Here is a 23,100-nt window from a genome sequence, read left to right as displayed (position 1 = left end):
ACAAGCGGGAGGCGACGCGTTCGTGATTAGAGTTCTGGCCGTTCTGGCACTGGCCCTGGTGCCTGCGACTTATTCCATCCCCGGTTTTGCCCAGACTGGCGGCCAATGCGCCCAGATTGGCGATGATGGCGAGCGGCTGGCCTGCTACGACGCCTTGTTCCAGTCCAACGGCACAGGCGAAGACGTATCGGTCGTCTTTGAATCCGAGCAGCTGATCCCGGCCCGGCCAAGCGGACGGGCTCCCGCAACCATCACCCTCTCCTGCACCGCGGGAAATCTGCAGGTCGCCTTTGGCTTTGCCGGCAACACCCTGTCGGCCCTGGGCAATGATGCCGGCATCACCCTGCAATACGATCTGCAGCGCCGCTCCAGCACCCTGCCGGTGAACGAGGACAACACCGCCATCCTGTTCGACAATACCCGGGATGCGCTCACCTTCGTGAACGCCCTGGCCGGGGTCACCAATCTGACAGTCCGGGTCACCCCGACCAGCACCAGGACCCTGTCCGTGCGGTTCCGTGTCGATGAATTTGCCGTGACCGCCGAGCCGGTGCTTTCCGCCTGTTCCTGACCAAAGGCCCGATTTTCCGGCTTTTCGGGCGGTTTCCCTCAAGGGCCGCACTATTGCCTTGCCTGCGCCAAACCATGGCCTCTTGCCCGCCGCGAAGGGCATTTACTCGCCGCTAACCCTAATAAGAGATGATCACAACTGTCGGCATTTGAGCGTCACAATTGTCGGCTTTGAGTTGTGTTTAGTAGCGTTGAGTAGCGTTTATGGCCTTGTCCCACCGGCCCCGGGTGCAGTCGCACCGGGGCAGAGCGGTTCGCCGGAGTGTTCCCTTCGTCAGGACGGTGGCGGCGGGTGTTCTCGCATCCATTGCCTATGTCGGGCTCGCCAATAGTGCATTCGGCCCGTCTTCCGACGGCATCGGCGACATGGGCTTGCCCGTTGCCAAGGCCTCGCTCAGCTATTCCGGCGTCGACCCGATCATTACCGGCTCGATCAATCACCTGTTCGAAACTGCCAGCTTTACTGGCCCGAACCGCGCCGCCAAGACCGACCGCGTACGGCCGGCCGCCGATCCGGTGGCCATTTCACGCAGTTTCGAGGAAGTGCGGCTGCGGCTTGCCGCGCTGCGCGCCCCCCCGCCCGACCCGACCGATCTTGGCCAGAGCCGCTTTGCGGCCGCCGAAGACATGGGGGCCGGCGAGGAGGACGAGGGTCCGCGCATGTCGGTCGCTGCGCTTCATCCCAATGCCGCCGCCGCACTCGACGCCATCGCCGGCATTGCGCCGCGCTCCGAGGCTCCGCCAGTGGCCGGCCTGCCGGACACGATCATGCCGGATACGCCCTCGACCCAACTCGCCTATGCGCGCGCCAATACGCCGGCTACTGGTGGCATGGCGACCGGGGATGCCATGACGGTGTCGGACCGCGAATTGTGGTGTCTGGCGACCGCCATTTACTTCGAAGCCCGCGGCGAGAGCTATCGCGGCCAGGTCGCGGTTGCCCAGGTGGTGCTCAACCGCGTCAAGGATCATCGCTATCCCGATACCATCTGTGGCGTCGTGTTCCAGAACCAGCACCGGCGCAATGCCTGCCAGTTCTCCTTCGCCTGTGATGGCATCCCCGAGGTCGTCAGCGAACGCCAGCCCTGGGTTCAGGCCGAAGACATTTCAAAGAAGGTGACGAGCGGCGAGCTCTACCTGACCGAAGTCGGCAAGGCGACGCATTATCACGCCACCTATGTCCGCCCTGCCTGGGCGCCGCGCATGGAAAAGCTGACCCAGATCGGCCTGCACGTCTTCTACCAGTTCAAGCGCGGGTGGCTGTTCGGCTAATATATGCACAAATGCATATACACTGAACGACGATCTACAATTCTGTTTTAGGGCTATTCATGGTCCACCTCGTCCGCGAAGGATGAGAGGTGAACATGCCCAAGACCAGGAATTTTGGATCCACCCTAATACTGTCTGCACTGGTACTGCTTGGTTTCCTGCCGGTCTTGGCCACCATCGGGCGGATGATCGTGCGGTTCGGCGATGTCGGCGCGCCCGCCGATTTGGTCGCCGACAGTTCCCGTTTCTTTGCCATGCCGACCGTCGTCATCATGCACGTGATCGGCGGGTGCCTGTTCACCTTGATCGGCGCATTACAATTTTCTTCTGGCTTGCGGCGCGGTCCATGGCACCGGATTTCAGGCCGCGTGATGGTTGTTGCCGGGCTTCTGGCGGGCGTCTCCAGCCTGGCGCTAACGCAGTTCTATCCACCGCTGCCCAGTGACGGACCATTCTTGTACTGGTTTCGCTGGGCCGCCGGCCTTGGTCTGGTCTGGTCTCTGGCCGTCGGTTTTCGAATGGCCCGCAACCGCCGGTTCGACCAGCACCGGGCCAACATGACACGGGCCTATGCCCTCGGGTTGGGCCCAAGTACACAAATGCTCATTGGTATTCCCTGGGTCCTGGTCGCGGGTCAGCCAGACCCGGTGACTTCGGACCTCTTGCTGGGCGCGAGCTGGGCCATCAATCTGGCCGTGGCACAGTGGACCCTGCACCGGCGTTCGCCGGGTCCAGGCTTGGCGCGCGTCTCGACCTAAGGCAGATCGTAATAGGAATTGGCGGGACGGGGTGCGAAGGGCTTCCACTGCCCGCCAGACCAGGATGCGAAGCTGTTCCTGGGGCGATCCCGGCGCGTCACGTCGATCCCGGGATAGAGCACATGTTGCGAAGTCAGCCCATCAGTCGAATAGGTGCCGGTTGCCGTCGTGGTGATGATCACCTGGGTCACCCGGCCGCCCTCGATCTTGGTAACCGTGGCCGTTGACACCGGATCGGTCGAAACCCAATCGGCGTAACTCACCTCGTGCTGATTGCCTTCGAAGCGGACGAGATTGTCCGTGTCGAACCCGAGCGGCATTTCGTCGGCGAAGACGTCAAGCACATAGCCCGGCCCGATGGTGGCGAGCGCGGTCGCACTCAGGGCGCCCAGGACCATTCCGGTCAGGGTCTTTCGATCCGGTAAGAACATGACAGCTTCCGATTCTGTTCCAGTTCGGCACAGGTGCCTTAACGGATCAGTAACCATCACGGATGCGGTCGGCGACTGCCAAGTGCGCTTAGGGTTAATGTTAACAGTGTGCTAACGTTTAGCCATGGAAGTGCTAATGGTTTCGAAGGCCTCGATGAAATTCGCATGGGCCTGATGGGTCGGCCAGGGCCGGATCAGCCGGTCAAAAGCCTCGACATCAAAGGCCGGTTGGGCGGGGACGCCGAACAGGCGGCGGGCTTCGGCGGGATCGAAGCCGGCGAGGTGGGTGGCCTCGAAATAGGCGGCTTCCTGATCGGCTTTCTTGATCAGTTTGCGCACCCCGGCAGGCATGGTCGCGGGCAGCGAAAACCTAAGAAAAACAGCGGCTAAGAGGCCTTTTTCGACCTCCTTGTAATTGCCGCCCATCACCGCCTTGAAGGGCGAGATGATGTCGCCCATGACATATTCCGGGGCATCGTGCAGCAGGGCCTGCATCTGCTCGACCGGCGCAGCGCCGGCATTGGCGGCACGGAACAGTTCGAGCACCAGAACCGAATGCTGGGCGACGGAAAATGGATAATCGCCAATGGTTTGGCCATTCCAGCGGGCAACGCGAGCGAGGCCATGGGCGATGTCCGAAAGCTCGACGTCGACCGGCGAGGGGTCCAGAATATCGAGACGGCGGCCGGACAGCATACGCTGCCAGGCACGAGTGCTTTGGCGTGACATTTGGACCCGAATGGCTAGCAGACTGTGAGCGCTGACAGTAGCAGATGCGGCCGATTCGAGAATATTCGCGTCACTCCTCCTCGGAGGCCGGGCCACCGAACTGATAGGTCGCCCATACAGGCAGGCTGACCTCCGCCGGCTTGCCCCCGACCGTCACGGCAGTTGGGTCGGTAATGCGGTCGAGCCGGACAATGGCCACCGCCTTGCCGTCCACGACCTGGCCGATGACACCGGCTTCGCGGGTACCGGCGATGACCGGAGTGCCGGAGGGGGCGGTAATGTCCGAAACCAGGACCGGGCGGCGGCGGGCGGTGCCGCGATGCTTCATGCGGGAGACGACCTCCTGGCCGACATAGCAACCCTTGACGAAGTCGATGCCGTCCAGCAGGTCGAAGCCGATATCGTGGGCGAAGGTGTCGTTGGCGGGAAAATCGTTGCCCTGATGGAGAATTCCGCTGGCAATGCGCGTGGCCTGGTAGGCGGTGTCGTCCGCGACCCAGTCGGCGGCGGCTTCGCGCGGCGCGATGATCCGATAGCCAAGCGCAACCGGACCGAGCCGGTCCCTGTGCGACAGGTGAGCGGGCTCGGTGGCAAAGCCGACGCCGTGGGTTTCGCGCAGGTCGTCGATCTCAACCTTGGCGCGCAGGCGGTACATGCGCATGCGCTTGAAGAAGTCGTCCGCCACTGACTGATGCACATCGAGCCAGAGCGCGTCCTCGGCATGGCCGGCAAGGCCCTCGGCGAGGATTTTGCCCTGGGGCGAAAGCAGCGCCCAGGCCGCGGCGACGTCGCCCTGCTCCGGTACGTGGCCGGTGACGACATCATTGAGCAGGCGATGGGCATCGGCGCCCGAGAAACGGAACAGGGCGCGGTCGCTGCGCAGGACGATGGCCATTTGGCGCTCCACAAACAAAGGCTCCCGCTTATGCGGGAATGGCTCGGCGATGGGATGGACAGGCAAGGGCGCGAGCTTCTAGAACCGAACGCGATCAACCATCGGCGGGAATTCAGACATGGCGCAGTACGACACGATTTTCAAGAACGCCACCGTGGTCAATCAGGATGGCGAGGGCCTCGCCGATATCGCTGTCAAGGACGGCAAGATCGCTGCGCTGGGCACGATCTCAGGCAGTGCCGCCGAAACCGTGGATTGCAATGGGCTGCATATCCTGCCCGGCGTCATCGATACGCAGGTTCATTTCCGCGAACCCGGCCTGACGCATAAGGAAGACCTGGAATCGGGATCGCTCGGCGCTGTCATGGGCGGGGTGACCGGCGTTTTCGAAATGCCGAACACCAACCCGCTGACAACCACGCGGGAAACCTTCGACGCCAAGATCGCTGCCGGCACCAATCGCATGCACTGCGACTTCGCCTTCTATATCGGCGGCACGCACGAGAATGTCGGGGAACTGGCGGTGCTCGAGAAACTGCCGGGCTGTGCAGGCGTAAAGGTGTTCATGGGCTCCTCGACCGGCTCGTTGCTGGTGCAGGACGATGACGGGGTGGAGGCCATTCTGAGGGCGATTTCGCGCCGCGCCGCCTTCCATTCGGAAGACGAATACATGCTGGAAGACCGCAAGCACCTGCGCGTGGAGGGCGATCCATCGAGCCACCCGGTGTGGCGCTCGCCGGAAGTGGCGATGAGCTGCACCACGCGTCTGGTGAACCTGGCCCGCAAGACCGGCAAGCGCATCCACGTGCTGCACATTTCGACCAAGGAAGAGATCGTCTATCTCGCCGACCACAAGGACGTGGCCTCGGTGGAGGTGACGCCGCACCACCTGACGCTGGACGAAACGGCTTATACGCGGCTCGGGACCTATGCGCAGATGAACCCGCCGGTGCGGGACAAGGACCATCGCGAGGGCATCTGGAAGGGTGTCGAGAACGGGGTCGCCGACATTCTTGGCTCCGATCATGCCCCGCATACGCGCGAAGAAAAGGACCACCCCTACCCTGCCAGCCATTCGGGCATGACCGGCGTGCAGACGCTGGTGCCGACCATGCTGGACCATGTGAATGCCGGCCGGCTGAGCCTGCAGCGCTTCGTCGACATGACCAGCCACGGCCCCAATCGCCTGTTCGGCATTGCCGGCAAGGGGCGGATCGCGGTGGGCTATGATGCCGACCTGACCATCGTGGACATGAAACGGCGCGAGACCATCACCAATGACTGGATCAGGAGCCGCGCGGGCTGGACGCCTTATGATGGTGTGACGGTAACGGGCTGGCCGGTAGGCACGATTGTGCGCGGCCACAGGGTCATGTGGCAGGGCGAACTGCTGACGCCGAGCCAGGGGCAGCCGATGCGGTTTCTGGAGTCTCTGCCACAGGGGTGAGGGGGCGATGGTTGGGCCACACCAGCGCCTGCGCGCATCGACCGGAAATGTCGGTGACCGGCTGGGGTCAAACAGAGGTTCCCGCTTTCGCGGGAATGACATGGTGGAAATCCGGGCGTGATCCTCTGACCAGGCGCAGCGAAAGATGAAGGTTCTGATGCGCAACGACGGAGGGTTTTGCCCCTCTCCCCAGAGGGGCGATGGCGCCACTGAATCAGGTCACCGGTGAACCGATCCCGTTGAAAAAACGTCGTGGTCCGCGGCCGGTGACAGGCCTACCAGCCGCCACCGCCGCCGCCACCGCCACCACCGCCGGAGAAGCCGCCGCCGCCGGAGCCGGATGAGGACGCCTGTACGGGCTGGGCTGCGACCATGGCGGCTGCCATTCCGGATGAGGCGGTGGCAACGGCCTGGGATATGCCGCCTGTCGAGAAGGAACGGCTGCCCGAATACCAGTGGGGATTGTAGCCGCCCGTATCGGCGTCGCTGACGGCATTGCGGCTGAGTTCGCCCTCAAAATGCTCGGACCATGGCCGTTCGACGCCCAGCGCGATGGCATAGGGCAGGATGCGTTCAAACCGCTCGATGCTCATGGGCGGCTCGCCCGAGATGTTGAGGCGGTTCTTTTCGGCCGTGTCCAGGTAGAGCCGGAAACCCTCGATTTCATCCATGACCTTGCGACCCTGCACCGTGGGCGCACGCATGAGCACAGTGAAAACAACGCTGATCAGGATGAGGGAGGCAGCGCCAATGGCGGCATTGTTGATGGGCAGGCCGGTAAAGGTATCCAGGGCCGCGCCACCCATATTGATGCCGAAGCCGAGCACCCAGACCAGGACGAACAGGCGACTGATCCATGACCCGCTGCTGATGGTCGAAAAGATCACCGAACCGATGACGCCGACAAAGACGCCGCCGAACACAGCAATGAACAGCCAGACGGGCTCGAGAACCCCGAACAGGACCATGAGCCCGATCATTGCCGCAGCGAGAACAAAACTACCGATGGCAAAGCCGGCATTGTGCTTGAACCAGACATTGCGGTTCTCGCTGGTGATGGCCGAGGTGAATTCAGTCCGCTTGGTTCCCAGATCCTTGCCATTGGCCTTGTCGAAGGTGACGCTGCCGCGCCCCTCGAAATAGCTGAACAGCACCTGCTCGCCGACCGGCAGTTTGTCCTCCGGCTTCTTGCCTGTGGTGCTGACCTTGAGGGTCTTTCCGGCATTGTCGACCTTGACCAGCCCCTTGACGCCGAGATTGAAAATTGCGGCGGTCATGGCGGTCCAGCCGGAATGGCCAAAACCCCACTTGTTCACATAGTGGGTCAGGGCGGGCGAAAAATCGCGCGGCGGATGAAACAGGGGAATGATCGTGCCCTTGGGCGGATCGCGGCCCACACGCAGCCAGGCGGTAAAATTATAGAGCAGGAGCAGCACCACCGCGAGCGCCGGCAGCCAGGTCTCCCGCTGGTCGGACAGGGCCTGCATCAGCGCATCGGCGCCCTCGGGATAGGTGATGATGCCTTTCTGGAACGAGGCAGCGACGGTGAGGCCTTCACCCGCACCGAGGGCGCGCTGGGTGCGGAAGGTGACGATGTCGTCGGAATTGCGGTCGATCGTGACCGCGCTTTCCGTGGACCCGGCCGGACCGGTATAGGCCGCAATGTCCTCGATGATGGCGCCGGCGGGCAGGCGTATCCGCGCCACAGCTGTCAGTATGGGGAAATCCCAGTAATTGCCGGTGGCATTCCAATAGAGTTCATCACCACCCGTGGCGCTGGGCCGCGCCATGCGTTCCATGGTGTAGTTGATGGTGTAGCGATGCAGCCCGGGCTTTAGCAGACGATCCGGATCGCCAATCCAGATGCGCTGGAAATCGCCCATGCGCTCCACCCGGAACATTTCAGGCTGGCCCTCGCGGGTGACCGCAAGCACATCGAGCTCGATCCTGATCTTGTTGCCGGACGCACCCAGCATGGTCACGGGGATATCGCGATAAATGCCGCGCCGGATCTGATTGCCCTCGGCGTTGACGTCGATGGTTTCATAGACCTCGACGGCGCCGTCGACATCCAGGGTAATGTCGGAGGCAAAGGCGCGGATGTCCTCTCTGGCCACTGCGGGCAGAGCGAGGGCGAAAAACAGGGCGATGATGGCGACTAGGCGGGCGGGCTTTAACGGGGAGACCATATCTATTCCTTCGCCTTTGTGCCTTGGGGCCCGCCTAATACACAGGGACCCCCACCTAGCCTCCCCCTAAAGAAGGGGGAGGAACAGATCGCATTTGCGGCATTCTCAGTGAGCCATCGACGGGCTCGCCCCGATTGGGGCGGGACGGACAGCGTTTGGCCCGGAAGACTATTGATGGACCTAGAACTTGACCTGCGGCACCGCGCGCTCGGCCTCGTTCTCCAGTTCGAAATATTCTTCCTGGGTGAACTTGAAGGCATTGGCAACCAGGTTGGACGGGAAGCTCTCGACCTGAATGTTGAGATTGCGCACGGCGCCATTGTAGTAGCGGCGGGCCATCTGGATTTCGTCCTCGACGCTTTGCAGGGCATTCTGGAATTCGAGAAAGGTGGTGTTGGCCTTGAGGTCGGGATAGGCCTCGGCAATGGCCAGCAGGCGGCCCAGGGCGGCGGACAGCTCGCCTTCGGCCTTGGCGCGGGCTTCGGGCCCGGCGGCTGCTGCGCTCGTGGCCTTGGCGCGGGCGTTGACCACGGCGTCGAGCGTCTCACGCTCATGGGCCATATAGCCCTTCACGGTCTCCATCAGGTTGGGAATGAGATCGGTGCGGCGCTTGAGCTGCACGTCGATGCCCGACCAGCCTTCGCGCACCATCTGCCGGTTGGAAACGAGGCTGTTGTAGATGATGATCGCATAGCCGACGACGCCGACGACCAGCGCTAGAATGACCCATTCCATCTGCGGTTTCTCCCTGACGCAAGTGCGGCGGAGACTGGCAGTTCGGACCCGAATTGGCAATGCGCGAATGGGGCGGGCTTGACTTCTGCGGGCCATCGCCTAGCTTTTATGGCATGAACACGCAAACGAGCCATCGCCACCACTTCGACCTCGAAGGCCAGAAGCCCTAGGCACGCTCACGCCGGAGCCTGTTTAGGGCTCCAGACTGGTCGCATCGCGACCCCGGCGCATGTTCTCCCTCATACCTACTTACCGGCCTCGCGGCAGCCTTTCGGCGTGCTTTGGGCCCAATCGCAAGGAAAAACAAGATGTCTGAAATCAGACGCGACCTCACCCCGCCGCTCACCCTGGGCAAGACCGATCACGCCAAGCTCTATGCGCTGGGCGAAGCCGGCCTCGACCGCAACCCGGACCTCGCCGAGGTGCTGCTGACCGAGTTGGACCGCGCCAAGGTTGTGGCCGACGGCAAGCTGGCCGAGGGCGTGGTGCGCATGGGTTCGCGCGTCACCTACCAGACCAATGCCGGCCAGGCGCAGACGGTGACGCTGGTCTATCCGGTGGATGCCGATATCGAAAAGGGGCGCATTTCGGTGATGACCCCGATCGGGGTGGCGCTGATCGGCCTCAAGGCCGGCCAGTCGATCACCTGGCGCGACCGCGCCGACAAGCGGCACAAGCTGACGATCGAGTCTGTCGAGGCGCCCGTGGCGGCCTGAACCTGATGGCGCGGATCAGTCCGCGCCACCACCGGCGGTTTGCAGCCAGGCCTCGCCGCAGGCCTTTGCCAATTCGCGAATGCGCAGGATATAGCTCTGCCGCTCGGTCACCGAGATGACGCCGCGCGCGTCGAGCATGTTGAAATTATGCGAGGCCTTGACCACCTGCTCATAGGCGGGGATGGCCATGGTCTGCCGATTGCCATCGGCGCCCTTGGCCAGGATGGCGCGGCATTCCTTTTCGGCATCGGCGAAGTGGCGGAACAGGATTTCCGTGTCAGCAGCCTCGAAATTGTACTTGCTGCTCTCCTGCTCGTTCTGCAGGAAGACGTCGCCATAGGTGACCTTTTCATCGCCCTGGCGGCCGTTGAAATTGAGGTCATAGACGTTCTCGACCCCTTGCACATACATGGCGAGGCGTTCGAGGCCATAGGTGATTTCACCCGGAACGGGCGCGCATTCGAAACCGGCGACCTGCTGGAAATAGGTGAACTGGCTGACTTCCATGCCGTCGCACCAGCATTCCCAGCCCAGCCCCCAGGCGCCGAGCGTCGGACTTTCCCAGTCGTCTTCGACAAAGCGGATGTCGTGGACGGAGCGGTCGAGGCCGATGGCGGAGAGCGAGTCGAGATAGAGCTGCTGGATATTGTCCGGAGAGGGCTTCAGGATGACCTGGAACTGGTAATAGTGCTGGAGCCGGTTGGGGTTTTCGCCATAGCGCCCATCCTTGGGACGGCGGCTGGGCTGCACATAGGCGGCATTCCAGGATTTCGGGCCCAGGGCCCGCAGGGTGGTGGCCGTGTGGAAGGTGCCGGCGCCCATCTGCATGTCAAAGGGCTGCAGGATGACGCAGCCCTGCTCGGCCCAATAGTTCTGCAGAGTCAGAATGAGACCCTGGAACGAGTTCTTCGGGTCCATGTGGTCGGGGCGAGAGGTCATGTCGTCGGTCCTGCAAACGTGCGGGACAAACCACTAGTTTGGCCATGGGCCACGGTCAATGCCGGTTGTCGCCTTCGTTCTTGTCGCGCGGACGATAGGTGCCGTCCTTGTCCTGCTTGAGATCGATGACGTCGGGACGCTGGCGTTCGGCCAGATCACGCTCGCGCCGGGCGATGCGGGCCTGTTCGTCATCGGACTTGAATTTTCCGGACCAGTCGAGCCAGATGCGGCGGACACCGAAATAGATGAGCACGGCAAGGCCGACGAAAAGCAGGATGCGCAGCAGCATGGCGGTCCGGTCTGGCGGTTGGACGAACGAGGTCGATGGCAGATTTAGCCAAGGGGCGGACGAATTACCAGTCGAGTGCCGCCTTGCCGCGAAAAATCGCGTCGAATTCGGGGGCAAAGCCATGGCCGTCATCGCCATGCAGGGCGCGCGGGGCCAAAAGCGTCAGCGGCGAACGCGCACCCTTGATGCCGCGCATTAGGATGCGGTTCGCCGCCTGGCCGGGGCGGCTGGCCAGCGGCAGGATGGTGAGGGCACCGAAACGGTTCTGCATGGCCGAGAGCAGCGCTGCGAGCCCTTCGGCGGGATAGATGAAGATTACCTGACCCGAGGCGGCGGCGCAGCCGGCGGCGCGGCGCGTCCAGAGTGCCAGTCCCTCCGCCTGCATGTGGCGGGCCCCGGCCCGGGCCTCTTGCGGCGCCAAAGTGCCCTGCCCTTCCCGAAAGTACGGTGGATTGGCGATGACACAATCATAGCCATTGTCGAGGAGGCCGGCGGCACGCCGCTCCCCGGCGGGGGCGCCGATATCGACGGACAGCACATGCGCGCGGCCGGAAAACCCGTTGTCGGCGACATTGGTCTCGGCCAAAGCCAGCGTCGGCCGGTCGCGCTCGGCCAGATCGACACCTGCCGCGAGCCCCAGTTCCAGCGCGACGAGCCCCGCAGTCCCCACGCCGGCGCCGAGATCGAGCAGGCGATCCGTACCCTTCGGCACGGCCGCGCCGAGCAACACGCTGTCCTGTCCGGCCCGGAACCCGTTGCGCGGTTGCGACAGTCGAAGGCGTCCGCCCAAAAAGGCGTCGCGCGAGATCGTTTGATGTTTTACAAACTGGGTCGGCTGGTCTAGGGACATCGCACTCCCAAAGGCTGGTTTCGCGCGATCCTATATGGTGCGGCGCGCCGGCCTCAACCCGATTTGCCGACTGGGCAACAAGGACGAATATTGCGGTGTCAGTTCTGCACCAGATAAAGCCAGCACCCTCGGTCAACCCGGTTGAACGGCTCATGGCCGCAACGGCCGAAGACATGGCGCGCGTCAATGCGCTGATCCTTGACCGGGCCCGCTCGCATGTGGACATGGTGCCCGAGCTGGCGCGCTACCTGATCGACAGCGGCGGCAAGCGCCTGCGGCCGATGCTGACGGTGGCTGCGGCCCAGCTTTTCGGCCAGAGTCAGGGCCATGCCGTCAACTTCGCCGCCGCGGTGGAGTTCATGCACAATGCGACACTGCTGCATGACGACGTGGTCGACGAGAGCGACATGCGGCGCGGCAAGCCGGCGGCGCGCATGGTCTGGGGCAACAAGGCGTCCATCCTGGTGGGCGATTTCCTGCTCGGCCAGGCCTTCATGATGATGGTGGAAACCGGAAATGTCGCGGCGCTGGGCGTGCTGTCCTCAGCATCGGCGGTCATGGCCGAAGGCGAGGTGTTCCAACTGGCCAAGACCGGTGACCTTAACACCAGCGCCGAGGATTATGCGGAAGTGATCCGCGCCAAGACTGCTGTGCTGTTCGAGGCAGCCTGCCGGGTCGGCGCGATGTCGGGCGGTGCTGACGCCTCCGGTTGCGATGCGCTCGGCCGCTACGGGCTCGAGTTGGGCAACGCCTTCCAGCTGGTGGACGACGCACTCGACTATGGCGGGCAGTCCGGCACCCTGGGCAAGAATGTCGGCGACGACCTGCGCGAGGGCAAGATGACCCTACCGGTCATCCTGGCGCTGCAAGCTGCCAGCGACAGCGAAAAGGCCATCATCGCCGCCGCGCTGGGCAAGGCGGACGCGACGGACCTCGAAGTGCATCAGGTGGTCGCCATTTTTGGCAAGTACGACACGCTCAATCGCACCCTGGCCAAGGCCCATGAACACGCGGCTGCTGCCATTGCGGCGCTGGCCGGCCTGCCGGACAGCGAGATGAAGACCATTTTGGCCGATGTGGTTGAGCACAGCGTCGGCCGGGCGAGCTGAGTCTTTCAAGTTTGAGTGAGCCCAGGGCCGACAACTCTTCCTTTGCTCGTGGCGAAGGGGAGCATGTGTTGGCAGTAGTTGCGCAGGACTTGGGCCGGAAACACCCCCACCTAGCTTTGCTATGGCCCATTCGGGCCTAGCGTCGCTACCTCCCCCTTTCGTGGGGGAGGTAAAGAGGCGACAGAGCATGGGAACTTGCGGCCGGGGGCGGTTCTGAGATTCGGAGATGGATCCCGGCCCGCGCCGGGATGACATCTTGCGCGGGGACAGTTTCAGTCCGGCAGAGGTGACAGTTTGGGACGTTTCAGTTCAGTGAACTGACTTCCTCGGCCAGCCCGATCAGCAGACCCTCGGGACCACGGATGTAGCAGAGGCGATAGGCGTTCTGGTAGTTGACGACGTCTCCGACCAGCTGGGCTCCATGGGGCTTGAGCCGGGTCAGCGTGGCATCCAGGTCTTCCACCGTGAACATGACGCGAAGGTAGCCCAGGGCATTGACCGGCGCGCGGCGATGATCGGCGATGACGGCTGGCTCAAGAAAGCGCGAGAGTTCGAGGCGGCTGTGACCGTCAGGCGTACGCATCATGGCGATCTCGACCTTCTGGTCTCCGAGCCCGGTGACCTGGCCAGCCCACTCGCCCTCAACCATCGCCCGGCCTTCCAACTCAAGGCCCAGAGCCTCGAAGAATTCGATTACGGGTCCGAAGTCTTCGACGACGATGCCGACATTGTCCATGCGCTTGACGGTCATGAAAATCTCCTTGTCGGATTGTCAGGTCTCAACGCCCAATAGAGGCGCGGTACCGACCCAATAATGCGGGTGCAGGCGCCGCATTTCGCTCGCCGCGTCGTGGGCCTGAGCTTCCGAACCGAACAGGCCGAACACCGTGGCGCCGGACCCCGACATGCGACCCAGCATACAGCCGGGACGCTCCGCCATTTCCTCGATCAGAACACCGATTTCGGGCACCAGTTTGACGGCCGGCGGCTGCAGGTCATTGCGGGTTTCGGACAGCCAGAGGCCGAGTTGCGCCGGGCGGGTGAGCGGGCTGGGCAGAGCGGGCAAGGGGTAGTTGTCATGCGCCCGCAGCCTTCGAAACACGTCTGCGGTGACGACCGGGATCAGCGGATTGACGAGAACAATGAAGAGTGCCGGAAACTCGGGCAGCGGCGAGAGGATTTCTCCGACCCCGCGCGCCACGAGCGGGCGGGACAGGAGGCAGGACGGCACGTCGGCACCAACCGTGGTGCTGAGATCGATGAGCTCACTCACCGGCACGGGGGCGCCGGACAGCGCCGCCATGATCCGCAGGGCCGCTGCGGCATCCGCCGATCCACCGCCGATGCCGGCCGAAACCGGGAGGGACTTGGTCAGGCGCAGCGCCAGGCCGGGCGGCGCGATCTCCGGCCAGCGATCACGAAATGCCGCAACGGCGCGCAGCACCAGATTGGTCGGGCCGGCGCTGATGCCATGGGCGAAGGGCCCTTCGACGACGAGGGAATCCGCCTCGGCCACCTCGGCGACCAATTCATCGGCAAGGTCGGCAAAGACCACGAGGCTTTCGAGGTCGTGATAGCCATCTTCGCGGCGTCGCGTGACATGCAGCGCAAGGTTGATCTTGGCCGGTGCCGCGACCGTGACTGGGCTGGCCATGGTGGCTATTCGGTGCGGTTCTGCGGCGTGAGGCCTTCGATCAGCTTGGGAGCAACCCGCTCGGCAACATTGCCCACAGGATCAACGGACCTTGCCACGTTCCACTGGAAATTGGCTTCGAGGCGCCGTCCGGCAACCCAATATGCGTCGCCCAGATGGTCATTGATCTCGGGATCATTGGGCAGGAGCAGCACGGCGCGCTCCAGCGTGGCCACCGCTTCGTCGATCCGGCCCAGCTTGTAGAAGGCCCAGCCCAGGGAATCGATGATGTAGCCATCCTGCGGCTGCGCTTCGACGGCCTTCTCGATCATGCCGAGGGCGCGCTCGAGATGCATGTCCATGTCGATCCAGCTATAGCCAAGATAGTTCAGCACCTGCGGCTGGTTCGGATTGAGCTCGAGGGCGCGCAGGAAATCGGCCTCGGCCTTGGGCCATTCCTGGGCGCGTTCATAGGAAATGCCGCGGACATAATAGAAGCGCCAATCGGCGGGTGCCTCGCCGCCGGAAATCTCCAGCGCCTTGGTATAGGCATCGGCGGATTCGAGATATTGCTCGTCATAGCGCAATAGGTCGCCGAGAACGGAAACCGCGTCGAGGTCATTGGGCGTGGTGGCGACGATATTGCGCAGGCGGCGCAGTGCGGCCTCGCGATCGCCCATGGAATCGAGATTCTGCGCGATCCGCACAACGGCTGTCGGCTTCATCGGCGAGGACGCCTTGATGCCATCATAGACGGCATTGGCGGCCTCGTGCTGTCCATTGAGGTCGAGCAATTGGCCGATGGCCAGCGAGACGACATCGGCCGAGGGGTCGAGATAGGTGCCCAGGCGCAGAAAGACGAGCGAGAGGTCGGCCGTGCCATCACGCGACAGCGCCACGCCGATGCCGTGGAACATTTCGGCAGCGCCGACCTGGGGGCTGGTGGTGAACATGCCGGGCCGCCGACCGGCCTCGATCTCCGCCTTGACCAGCGCAATCACCGGATGGGCCACGCCGCGCGCTTCAAAGCTGGCAATGACGTCCATGGCTTCATCGAACCGCCCGGCATTGGCGAGCAGGCGCGCATAGACTTCCACGATGCGGGTGACATAGGGCTCGGTCTCGAAGGCCTGGGCTGCCAGTTCGATGGCGCGCTCGGTCTGGCCGGAGGATTCGGCCATCAGGGCGCGGTGGAAGACCAGGAAGTCTTCGAGGCCGGACTGGCTGAGCTTGTCGAGCAGGCGATTGGCTTCGGTGACGCGCTTGTCGCCGACCAATGCCCAGGCATGCAGGATGCTGGCGGTGATGCCGCTGAACGTGTCCTGCGAGAAAGTCTTGAGGATACGCTCGGCCGCGCCGTAGCGGCGCTCCTTGAAGGCTTCGGTGGCAATGACGAGCTGGGCCAGCTCATTGTTCGGCTCGAGCTCGAGGAGATGGCGGGCCATGGTCGCCGACTCGCCGATCTGTCCGTCGGCGGCCAGGGCGACGAAGGCCCGTTCCACCATGATGGGATTTTCCCAATCGGCGCGGGCGGCGGATGAAAGGTAATTGGCCGCTTCCTTGGTCCGCAATTCCTTGAGCGCCTGCTGGCCGGCCATGTAGTTGCCGGTGACGCTGGGCCTGAACAGCCCCATCAGATCGAGCGTGCCGGATTGGGCCAGTCCGGGCGCAATCATAGTCATGGCAAGAACTGCGGCAAGCGCCAGGCGGTTGGTAAAGCGGATCACGCGGACGGTTTCCCTAAAATTCACATGCGCCGGCATGGCGGACATGCCTGTTTGCAGGACCAGAATGACAGAAGCGGCCTTGCCGAAACGTCACCGCAGCCAATTTGGCGTCATGTTTGTCCGTTTTGCGGCTGAGCCGCAAGGCCGCCGGGCGCCGACGGCTTCACATTCCGCTGTAGTTGGGGCCGCTGCCGCCTTCCGGCGGCACCCAGGTGATATTGCCCGCCGGGTCCTTGATATCGCATGTCTTGCAGTGGACGCAGTTGGCGGCGTGAATGCGAAAGACCGGCGCACCCCCCTCTTCGGCCAGCTCGTAAACACCAGCCGGACAATAGAGTGGCGCGGGCTCGCCATATTTCGGCAGGTTGTCTCGCACCGGCACTGCCGGGTCGGCAAGACGCAGGTGCACCGGCTGATCTTCGTCATGGGCCAGGTTGGCCAGATAGACCGATGCGGCCCGGTCGAAGGTCGTCTTGCCATCGGGGCGGGCATAATCGCGCGGAGTGACGGCCGAAACGGGCCTGAGCGAAGCGGCGTCGGACTTGCTCCAGCGCAGGGTTCCAAAGGGGGAAAAGCGCAGAACTGTCTGGCACCACATGTCGACGCCGCCGAGAAAGGCACCAGTCAGGGTGCCGAAACTGGCCCAGAGCGGCTTGAGGTTCCGGACGCCCGCCAGCTCGCGCTCGATGCCGGTCTGCATGACGCGCTGTTCGAGGTCGGCAATGACATCGTGCTGGCGACCTTCGGCGATGGCGGCACCCACCGCATCGGCCGCGCCAATGCCGGACAGGATGGCATTGTGAATGGCCTTGAGGCGCGGGGCGTTCATGAACCCGGCGGCGCAGCCGATGAGACCGCCACCGGCAAAGGCCAGTTGCGGCACGGCCTGCAGGCCGCCGGCCGTCAAGGCGCGGGCGCCATAGGAAATGCGGGTCGCCCCATCGAGCAGGCGGGCAATGGAGCGATGGGTCTTGAAGCGCTGAAATTCGCCGAAGGGTGACAGGGTCGGATCGGCATAGTCGAGATGCACGACGAGCCCGAGATAGAGTTTGCGATCCTGGGCGTGATAGGCGAAGCCACCACCGCCTGTTGCCGTATCCAGGGGGAAGCCCAGATAGTGATCGACGCGACCCGGCTGGTGACGGTCTGCGGGTATTTCCCAAACCTCCTTGATGCCGAGGCCGTATTTCTGCGGCGCAGAGGCGCGGTCGAGGCCGAAATCCCCGATGATCGCCTTGGCCAGCGAGCCGCGCGCGCCTTCAGCGATCAACGTGTATTTGGCCTCAAGCGCAATACCCTGGGCAAAACCGGGCTTTGGCGCCCCTTCGTGGTCGAGGCCGAGATCGCCGGTGATGATGCCGCGCACCGGACCATCGCCATCGCGCAGCACATCAACGGCGGCGGTCATGGGGAAGATGTCGACGCCAAGGCCCGCCGCTTCCTCGCCCAGCCAGCGCACCAGATCGCCCAGGCTGACAATGACGCCGTTGGCAGTGCGCATCTGCGGCGGCAGAAGCAGGTGCGGGAAGGCGAAATCGCCGGACCTGGTCAGGTAGTGATAGGTATCGCGCGTCACCTCTGGACCAACCGGCGCGTTCCTCAGGCGCCAGTCGGGGATAAGGGCGTCGAGCCCCGCCGGGTCCATGACGGCCCCGGACAGGATGTGCCCGCCAACTTCGGCGGCCTTTTCGACCACGGTTACAGCGAGTTCGGGATGGCGTTGCTTGAGGCGGATGGCGGCCGACAGACCGGCCGGACCCGCTCCGACGATCAGAACGTCGGTGCTGAGGGTTTCGCGGTTTCCGGCTTCGGCCATGGGAAATATCCTTTGGGGCAAGGTGTGCGGCTGGCCGCACCGAACGCGGTGTGACATAACAGGCCCGATGTCTCAAGATCGTCAGCTCAACAATGCCGAACTGCTCTCGGTGCTCGATTGGTATCGGGCCGCCGGAGTGGACCTGGCCGTGGGCGAAGAACCGATCGACCGGTTCGCACAGATACCACCGGCTCCGGCAACCCTGCCCCAACGCGCCAAGGCAATGCAGGAGCCGGGCCAGACAGCGGCGCCGGCCGCCGGTCGTGCCATGGGAGGCGACCCAGGCGAGGCGCGGAAACTGGCTGCCTCGGCGGCGACGCTGGACCAGTTGCGCACCATTCTCGAGGGCTATGAGGGCTGCAGCCTCAAATTCCGCGCCACGCAACTGGTGTTCGCCGACGGCAATCCCGAGGCCAGGATCATGTTGATCGGGGAAGCACCGGGTGCCGAAGAAGATCGTCAGGGCAAGCCCTTCGTGGGCCGATCGGGACAGTTGCTCGACCGGATGCTGGGCGCTATCGGGCTGGACCGGAGCTCGGTCTATATCGTCAATACCGTGCCCTGGCGGCCGCCGGGCAACCGGACGCCGACGCCAGAAGAAATGGAAATCTGCCTGCCCTTCCTCAACCGTCAGGTGGAACTGGTGGCGCCGAAACTGGTGATGACGCTGGGCGGGCCGGCCATGCAGACCGTTTTCAAGACCAGCAGTGGCATCATCAAGATGCGCGGCAAGTGGGAAAAGGTCAGCATCGGCAATCATGACGTGGATGCTTTGCCGACGCTTCACCCGGCCTATTTGCTGCGCAACCCGGCGGCAAAGCAGATGGCCTGGCGGGATCTGCTGAGTCTCAAGCAGAAGATCGACGGGCTGGGCCCCGGCTGACAGTATGTTCGCATGGGGCCTTCTCTGGCGAACGGCCGACAAGCCTTATCCCCCCACCTCAGCAGGGTGACGTTTGACCATTCAGATTTCGGCGTGCCCGACCTCGTGGTTCGACAGGCTCACCATGAGGTCTTTCAGCGCGCGCATTTCGCCGCGGCATGAACATGCCTAATCCGCTCATCAGAGAGATTTCTGGGCTCCCCTTCGCAACTGGTCACGCTATGGTCGCGTTCGAGTGATTTGCAACGTTCCGACGACCACAACGAAGGCCGCATCGCGTCATGGCTTCCGTCATCAAAATTTATGCCCTGTTTCTCGGCTCCGCGCTGTTGATGTTCGGCGGCGGGCTGCAAGGCCTGCTGCTTTCCGTTCGCGGCGCCGAGGAGGGTTTCTCCCTTGTTGCGCTGGGCCTCATCGGCACCGGATGGTCGATCGGCTTCGTGGCCGGCTCGCTGTTCGTGCCGCTGGTGGTGCGCAAGGTCGGCCATATCCGGGCCTTCTCGGTCATGGCCGCAATCGGCACGATCACCATTCTGCTCAACCTGCTCTGGATCAACGATGTGAGCTGGATCGTGCTGCGCGCGCTGTCTGGCTTCTGCTTCGCCGGGGCGGCGATGATCGTGGAGAGCTGGCTCAACGAGGTGGCCGAAAACAAGAGCCGTGGCACGATCTTTTCGATCTATGTCACCATCAACATGGCGGCCTCGACCATCGGCCAGATCGCCATGTCGGTGACGGGAACGGCGGGCTACCTGCCGTTTGTGATCGGTGCCATCAGCTTTATCTGCGCGGTCCTGCCAACGGCCCTGACATCGAGCCCACAGCCCAAGCCGCTGCAATCGGCCAAGATCGACATTGGACTGCTCTATCGAACCTCGCCCATTGCTGCGATCGCCTCGTTTTCAGTCGGCATGGCCAATGGCGCCTTCGGCACTTTGGCGCCGGTCTATGGCTATGAGCGCGGCCTCGATGCCAGCGGCATTGCCCTGCTCTTCGCGCTCGCCGCCATTCTCGGTGCGGTGGCGCAGGTGCCCTTCGGGCGCCTCTCCGACCGGATCGACCGGCGGCTGGTACTGATCGGGCTGGCGGGCTTTGCGGCCATCATCGGCGCGCTGATGGTGGTAATCAATCCCGAGGCTGGCTGGGGCATGTATGTGCTGTTTGCCGCCTATGGATTTGCCGCCAATCCCATCTATGCGGTGGCCGTGGCCCATGCCAACGACTTTGCCAAGGACGGCGAATTCGCCAAGATCGCCGGCGGCATGCTGATGATCTGCGGTGTCGGCCTGGCCATCGGCCCGGCCGTCGCCTCGCTGATCATGGGGGCCTGGAATCCGGTGGGCCTGTTCGTGGTCACAACCACATTCCATGGCGCCCTTGCCGGGGCGGCCTACCTGCGCATGCGGGTGCGCAACAGCGTCGACGCCAATGAAAGGGCCCCGTTCCAGCCGATGAGCGATCGCCAGGTCACGCCCGAAACCTTTGCGCTTGACCCACGCGGCGAAAGCGATGAGGACGACATGCCGGTGCACCGCGAAGCGGCTGTGCCCGATGAACTGATCGAGACGGTGGAGCCCAATAACGATGTTCAAGACAAGCCGGTTTGAGGATCGGGCGTTCAAGCCGCTCTCGATTGCCGTCATCGCCGTGTCGGACACGCGCACGATGGAAACGGACACCGGGGGCGCCCTGCTGCGGTCGCTGCTCGAGGCCGATGGTCACCTCTGTTTCGAGCGGCAGGTGGTGCGCGATGACATCCAGCTCATCCGTGCCGCCGTTCAGGCCTATGTCGCCAACCCGGCAGTCGACGTCATTCTCACCACCGGCGGCACCGGCTTTTCCGGCCGCGATGTGACGCCGGAAGCCATCGAGCCCTTGTTCGACAAGCGCATGGAAGGCTTTTCAGTGTTGTTCCACCAGTATTCGGCGACGACGGTGGGAACGTCTTCGCTGCAGTCGCGGGCCACGGCCGGGCTGATCGGAACCACATTCGTGTTCTGCCTGCCCGGCTCGCGCGGCGCCTGCCGGGACGCCTGGGAAGGCATCCTGACCCATCAGCTCGACTACCGGCACAAGCCCTGCAATTTCGTCGAGCTCATGCCGAGATTGAGTGAGCGCTAAGTCACTTCGCAGTGCGAGTGCTTGAAAACAGATTATACTGATCCTGGGGCCGAAACACCCCCACCTAGCTCTGCTACGGCCCTATGGGCCGAGCGGCGCTACCTCCCCCTTCAAGGGGGAGGTGAAGGGGGTTGGCTTTGGCCGACGGATCACTGCATCGGTGAGCCACGCTAGGCAGCCTGGTCGACCACTTCGGTGACTTCGCCTTCGGCACCGGCGACGACCACGCAATCCCGGCCCCTGGATTTGGCCTCATAGAGGGCCTCATCGGCGCGCTCGATGACGTCGTCGATATCGCGGTCATCATCGATGGCCAGGGCGGCGCCGACCGATACGGTGACGTGGATGGGATCATGGTCATCGTCGCCAATCAGGCTACCGGCAATGACCGAGCGGATGCGCTCGCCCAGGATGGCGGGGCCGTCGAGCTCGGTTTCGCGCATCAGCACCACGAATTCCTCGCCGCCGAAGCGGGCGACCTTGTCGATGGTCCGCGCCTCGGCCTCGATGGCGCGGCCCACGGCGCGAATGACGTCATCGCCCCTGGCATGGCCAAAGGTGTCGTTGACGCGCTTGAAATAGTCGATGTCGATAACCAGCACGCCAACGTCGCGGCGGTGGCGGCGGAAATAGTTGATGGCGTCGGTGCCGAAGACCTTGAAGGCCCGGCGATTGAGCAGGCCCGTCAGGGGATCGGTATCGGCCAGGACCTGCAGGGCATTGAGGTCTTCACCCATGCGCTGGGTCTTTTCGGCCAGTTGCTGGCGCGCCAGCTCGGCCTCGCGGCCGGCCGCCTCCTGGGCGGTCTCGGCCACGCCCAGACGGCGCAGCAGCGAGCGGACGGCAAGCGACAGCTGGTAAACGTCGCGGGACGAATGCCGGCGCACCACCATGCTGGCCCCCGGTTCGCGGCCAATGCTGTCAATGCTGTCGGCCAGGTCGGTGAAGGGGCGGGTCAGCCGCCGTCCCATGGCGATGGCGCCCAATACGCCAAGGCTGGCACAGCCGAGGCCGATCAGGGCGATGGTCATGGTCAGCTGGTTGGCCGGCGCCATGGCCAGGGCAATGGGGCGGCGGGCCAGAACCATCCATCCAAGGCCCGGATAGTCGTTGGCCTCGGCATGGCTGGAAACGATGCCGACCAGATCACCTTGTGCCGTATCCGTGACGGTCGCCTGACCAGCACCTTGGACCGACGCGACCTGCTCTGGCGTCAGCACCTGCGTGCCGTAATCCGTGCCCAAGAGGGCCTTGCCGTCGCGGTCGAGAACCCAGACGTCCGAGCCCTGCTGGCTACCGGAGAAACCCACCAGGTTGTTGCGCATCCGCGCGGCCCATTCCCAGCTCATGTGGGCGCCGAGCACGCCGATGACCTGCCCGGTCGCGTCGCGCACCGGAGCGGCGACGTCGACGAAGCGGATCGGCTCGCCCGATGCCAGAGGTTCGAGCAGGCCGGCCAGGAGTTTGGCCTCGTGAACATCCTGGACCGTGGGACCTGAAAGACCGGCCACAAACCAGGGCCGCTCGGCCACCGAAGCGCCTTCGAGCATGCCGCCGGTCGCGGCAATGACGGTGCCATCGGCACCGGCAAACCCGATCCAGGTGTAATCGCTGTCGCTTTCCGCCAATTGTTCGAGCAGCCCGCGAATATCGCCCGGGGTGCTCTCCCAGATGGGCGCGAGCGGGGACATGGCAGCGATATTGGCGATCTCGCGATAACGCTCGCCCATCCGCGCCTCGAGCCTGTCGGACATGCCATGCGCGAGGCTGACCATGCCCGCTTCGGCGCGCAATCGCGCCTGTTCGGATCCCACCTGCGCGGTCACCAGCGTCATAGCGCCGACCAGCACCAGACACAGAAGCGTGGCAACGATGGCAACCTGTTCGCCGAGCGAAAGCCGGTCCCAGGTGCGGCGGAAGGTCAGTTCAACAAGATTTGGCATAGCAGTCCTCACGGCTGGTGCGGCCACGGTGAAGGCATTGCGTATCCA

General features: G+C 63.8%; 21 protein-coding genes and 1 pseudogene. 9 read left to right on the top strand and 13 right to left on the bottom strand.

Annotated elements, in window-relative coordinates; all coding sequences use genetic code 11:
- The first annotated feature begins 22 nt into the window (after positions 1–22).
- The 3 genes and pseudogenes from KIT02_RS17110 to KIT02_RS17100 all read left to right on the top strand — a co-directional run bounded on the left by KIT02_RS17110 (position 23) and on the right by KIT02_RS17100 (position 2,600).
- Positions 23–571: a hypothetical protein gene (locus tag KIT02_RS17110; RefSeq protein WP_297580450.1), complete on the top strand. Its 549-nt coding sequence runs from the start codon at positions 23–25 to the stop codon at positions 569–571.
- Positions 572–1,428: 857 nt separating this feature from the next.
- Positions 1,429–1,842, top strand: a pseudogene (locus KIT02_RS17600) (cell wall hydrolase); the annotation flags it as partial.
- A gap of 95 nt (positions 1,843–1,937) precedes the next feature.
- Positions 1,938–2,600 carry a DUF2306 domain-containing protein gene (locus KIT02_RS17100; protein WP_297580442.1) on the top strand — a complete coding sequence of 221 codons (663 nt, stop codon included), beginning with the start codon at positions 1,938–1,940 and terminating at the stop codon, positions 2,598–2,600.
- Here KIT02_RS17100 and KIT02_RS17095 read toward each other — a convergent pair.
- From KIT02_RS17095 to KIT02_RS17085, 3 genes are all read right to left on the bottom strand, one after another.
- The gene (locus tag KIT02_RS17095) at positions 2,597–3,031 is read right to left on the bottom strand and encodes a hypothetical protein (protein ID WP_297580440.1); all 435 of its coding nucleotides are present in this window, start codon (positions 3,029–3,031) and stop codon (positions 2,597–2,599) included. The two genes, KIT02_RS17100 and KIT02_RS17095, sit on opposite strands and share 4 nt — an antisense overlap.
- A 111-nt stretch (positions 3,032–3,142) precedes the next feature.
- Positions 3,143–3,760 (bottom strand): HD family hydrolase, encoded by a 618-nt coding sequence (locus KIT02_RS17090; protein WP_297580438.1) that lies wholly within the window; start codon positions 3,758–3,760, stop codon positions 3,143–3,145.
- 70 nt (positions 3,761–3,830) lie between these two features.
- Positions 3,831–4,655 (bottom strand): folate-binding protein, encoded by an 825-nt coding sequence (locus KIT02_RS17085; RefSeq protein ID WP_297580436.1) that lies wholly within the window; start codon positions 4,653–4,655, stop codon positions 3,831–3,833.
- Positions 4,656–4,773: 118 nt separating this feature from the next.
- On the opposite strand from KIT02_RS17085, the gene KIT02_RS17080 reads away from it, so the two are divergent.
- Positions 4,774–6,102: a dihydroorotase gene (locus tag KIT02_RS17080; protein WP_297580434.1), complete on the top strand. Its 1,329-nt coding sequence runs from the start codon at positions 4,774–4,776 to the stop codon at positions 6,100–6,102.
- 275 nt (positions 6,103–6,377) lie between these two features.
- Here the strand turns inward: KIT02_RS17080 and KIT02_RS17075 are convergent, their stop codons facing one another.
- Both KIT02_RS17075 and KIT02_RS17070 read right to left on the bottom strand, forming a co-directional pair.
- Positions 6,378–8,291 (bottom strand): DUF2207 domain-containing protein, encoded by a 1,914-nt coding sequence (locus KIT02_RS17075; RefSeq protein WP_297580432.1) that lies wholly within the window; start codon positions 8,289–8,291, stop codon positions 6,378–6,380.
- Between the two features lie 180 nt (positions 8,292–8,471).
- Positions 8,472–9,026 (bottom strand): LemA family protein, encoded by a 555-nt coding sequence (locus KIT02_RS17070; protein WP_297580429.1) that lies wholly within the window; start codon positions 9,024–9,026, stop codon positions 8,472–8,474.
- Positions 9,027–9,334: 308 nt separating this feature from the next.
- On the opposite strand from KIT02_RS17070, the gene rnk reads away from it, so the two are divergent.
- Positions 9,335–9,742, top strand: a complete 408-nt coding sequence (gene rnk / locus KIT02_RS17065) for a nucleoside diphosphate kinase regulator (RefSeq protein WP_297580427.1) — start codon at positions 9,335–9,337, stop codon at positions 9,740–9,742.
- Positions 9,743–9,757: 15 nt separating this feature from the next.
- On the opposite strand, the gene KIT02_RS17060 is transcribed toward rnk, so the two are convergent.
- The 3 genes from KIT02_RS17060 to KIT02_RS17050 form a co-directional block, all read right to left on the bottom strand.
- A complete protein-coding gene (locus tag KIT02_RS17060) occupies positions 9,758–10,681 on the bottom strand; it encodes a glycine--tRNA ligase subunit alpha (protein WP_297580425.1) in 924 nt (307 codons plus the stop codon).
- Positions 10,682–10,736: 55 nt separating this feature from the next.
- Positions 10,737–10,970: a hypothetical protein gene (locus KIT02_RS17055; protein ID WP_297580423.1), complete on the bottom strand. Its 234-nt coding sequence runs from the start codon at positions 10,968–10,970 to the stop codon at positions 10,737–10,739.
- Positions 10,971–11,034: 64 nt separating this feature from the next.
- Positions 11,035–11,820, bottom strand: a complete 786-nt coding sequence (locus KIT02_RS17050) for a methyltransferase (RefSeq protein WP_297580421.1) — start codon at positions 11,818–11,820, stop codon at positions 11,035–11,037.
- Between the two features lie 95 nt (positions 11,821–11,915).
- Between KIT02_RS17050 and KIT02_RS17045 the strand changes: the two genes are divergently transcribed.
- Entirely contained in the window at positions 11,916–12,929 is a 1,014-nt protein-coding gene (locus KIT02_RS17045; protein ID WP_297580419.1) for a polyprenyl synthetase family protein, read from the top strand.
- Positions 12,930–13,233: 304 nt separating this feature from the next.
- On the opposite strand, the gene KIT02_RS17040 is transcribed toward KIT02_RS17045, so the two are convergent.
- The 4 genes from KIT02_RS17040 to KIT02_RS17025 form a co-directional block, all read right to left on the bottom strand.
- Positions 13,234–13,680 carry a VOC family protein gene (locus KIT02_RS17040; RefSeq protein WP_297580417.1) on the bottom strand — a complete coding sequence of 149 codons (447 nt, stop codon included), beginning with the start codon at positions 13,678–13,680 and terminating at the stop codon, positions 13,234–13,236.
- Between the two features lie 21 nt (positions 13,681–13,701).
- Complete coding sequence (locus KIT02_RS17035; RefSeq protein WP_297580415.1) at positions 13,702–14,583, bottom strand: 4-(cytidine 5'-diphospho)-2-C-methyl-D-erythritol kinase; 882 nt, start codon at positions 14,581–14,583, stop codon at positions 13,702–13,704.
- A gap of 5 nt (positions 14,584–14,588) precedes the next feature.
- A complete protein-coding gene (locus KIT02_RS17030; RefSeq protein WP_297580413.1) occupies positions 14,589–16,289 on the bottom strand; it encodes a tetratricopeptide repeat protein in 1,701 nt (566 codons plus the stop codon).
- 163 nt (positions 16,290–16,452) lie between these two features.
- Positions 16,453–18,105 carry an electron transfer flavoprotein-ubiquinone oxidoreductase gene (locus KIT02_RS17025; RefSeq protein ID WP_297580411.1) on the bottom strand — a complete coding sequence of 551 codons (1,653 nt, stop codon included), beginning with the start codon at positions 18,103–18,105 and terminating at the stop codon, positions 16,453–16,455.
- A 67-nt stretch (positions 18,106–18,172) separates the two neighbouring features.
- Here KIT02_RS17025 and KIT02_RS17020 point away from each other — a divergent pair, with 67 nt between their 5' ends.
- The 3 genes from KIT02_RS17020 to moaB all read left to right on the top strand — a co-directional run bounded on the left by KIT02_RS17020 (position 18,173) and on the right by moaB (position 21,109).
- The gene (locus tag KIT02_RS17020; protein WP_297580408.1) at positions 18,173–18,988 is read left to right on the top strand and encodes a uracil-DNA glycosylase; all 816 of its coding nucleotides are present in this window, start codon (positions 18,173–18,175) and stop codon (positions 18,986–18,988) included.
- A gap of 281 nt (positions 18,989–19,269) precedes the next feature.
- Entirely contained in the window at positions 19,270–20,595 is a 1,326-nt protein-coding gene (locus KIT02_RS17015) for an MFS transporter (RefSeq protein ID WP_297580406.1), read from the top strand.
- The gene (moaB, locus tag KIT02_RS17010) at positions 20,573–21,109 is read left to right on the top strand and encodes a molybdenum cofactor biosynthesis protein B (protein ID WP_297580404.1); all 537 of its coding nucleotides are present in this window, start codon (positions 20,573–20,575) and stop codon (positions 21,107–21,109) included. Before KIT02_RS17015 ends, moaB begins: the two co-directional genes overlap by 23 nt.
- Before the next feature lie 170 nt (positions 21,110–21,279).
- On the opposite strand, the gene KIT02_RS17005 is transcribed toward moaB, so the two are convergent.
- Positions 21,280–23,052: a sensor domain-containing diguanylate cyclase gene (locus KIT02_RS17005; RefSeq protein WP_297580402.1), complete on the bottom strand. Its 1,773-nt coding sequence runs from the start codon at positions 23,050–23,052 to the stop codon at positions 21,280–21,282.
- Between the last annotated feature and the right edge of the window lie 48 nt (positions 23,053–23,100).

The organism is Devosia sp., assembly GCF_025809055.1.
Lineage (GTDB): Bacteria > Pseudomonadota > Alphaproteobacteria > Rhizobiales > Devosiaceae > Devosia.
Note: the sequence above shows the minus strand (reverse complement) of the source record. Positions and strands in the feature narration are given on the sequence as shown.

What these genes read in the sequence shown, in the direction of transcription:
- KIT02_RS17100 (WP_297580442.1), top strand. Translation starts at nt 1,938, where the DNA reads ATGCCCAAGACCAGGAATTTTGGATCCACCCTAATACTGTCTGCACTG.
- KIT02_RS17095 (WP_297580440.1), bottom strand. Translation starts at nt 3,031, where the DNA reads ATGTTCTTACCGGATCGAAAGACCCTGACCGGAATGGTCCTGGGCGCC.
- KIT02_RS17090 (WP_297580438.1), bottom strand. Translation starts at nt 3,760, where the DNA reads ATGTCACGCCAAAGCACTCGTGCCTGGCAGCGTATGCTGTCCGGCCGC.
- KIT02_RS17085 (WP_297580436.1), bottom strand. Translation starts at nt 4,655, where the DNA reads ATGGCCATCGTCCTGCGCAGCGACCGCGCCCTGTTCCGTTTCTCGGGC.
- KIT02_RS17080 (WP_297580434.1), top strand. Translation starts at nt 4,774, where the DNA reads ATGGCGCAGTACGACACGATTTTCAAGAACGCCACCGTGGTCAATCAG.
- KIT02_RS17075 (WP_297580432.1), bottom strand. Translation starts at nt 8,291, where the DNA reads ATGGTCTCCCCGTTAAAGCCCGCCCGCCTAGTCGCCATCATCGCCCTG.
- KIT02_RS17070 (WP_297580429.1), bottom strand. Translation starts at nt 9,026, where the DNA reads ATGGAATGGGTCATTCTAGCGCTGGTCGTCGGCGTCGTCGGCTATGCG.
- rnk (WP_297580427.1), top strand. Translation starts at nt 9,335, where the DNA reads ATGTCTGAAATCAGACGCGACCTCACCCCGCCGCTCACCCTGGGCAAG.
- KIT02_RS17060 (WP_297580425.1), bottom strand. Translation starts at nt 10,681, where the DNA reads ATGACCTCTCGCCCCGACCACATGGACCCGAAGAACTCGTTCCAGGGT.
- KIT02_RS17055 (WP_297580423.1), bottom strand. Translation starts at nt 10,970, where the DNA reads ATGCTGCTGCGCATCCTGCTTTTCGTCGGCCTTGCCGTGCTCATCTAT.
- KIT02_RS17050 (WP_297580421.1), bottom strand. Translation starts at nt 11,820, where the DNA reads ATGTCCCTAGACCAGCCGACCCAGTTTGTAAAACATCAAACGATCTCG.
- KIT02_RS17040 (WP_297580417.1), bottom strand. Translation starts at nt 13,680, where the DNA reads ATGACCGTCAAGCGCATGGACAATGTCGGCATCGTCGTCGAAGACTTC.
- KIT02_RS17035 (WP_297580415.1), bottom strand. Translation starts at nt 14,583, where the DNA reads ATGGCCAGCCCAGTCACGGTCGCGGCACCGGCCAAGATCAACCTTGCG.
- KIT02_RS17025 (WP_297580411.1), bottom strand. Translation starts at nt 18,105, where the DNA reads ATGGCCGAAGCCGGAAACCGCGAAACCCTCAGCACCGACGTTCTGATC.
- KIT02_RS17020 (WP_297580408.1), top strand. Translation starts at nt 18,173, where the DNA reads ATGTCTCAAGATCGTCAGCTCAACAATGCCGAACTGCTCTCGGTGCTC.
- KIT02_RS17015 (WP_297580406.1), top strand. Translation starts at nt 19,270, where the DNA reads ATGGCTTCCGTCATCAAAATTTATGCCCTGTTTCTCGGCTCCGCGCTG.
- moaB (WP_297580404.1), top strand. Translation starts at nt 20,573, where the DNA reads ATGTTCAAGACAAGCCGGTTTGAGGATCGGGCGTTCAAGCCGCTCTCG.
- KIT02_RS17005 (WP_297580402.1), bottom strand. Translation starts at nt 23,052, where the DNA reads ATGCCAAATCTTGTTGAACTGACCTTCCGCCGCACCTGGGACCGGCTT.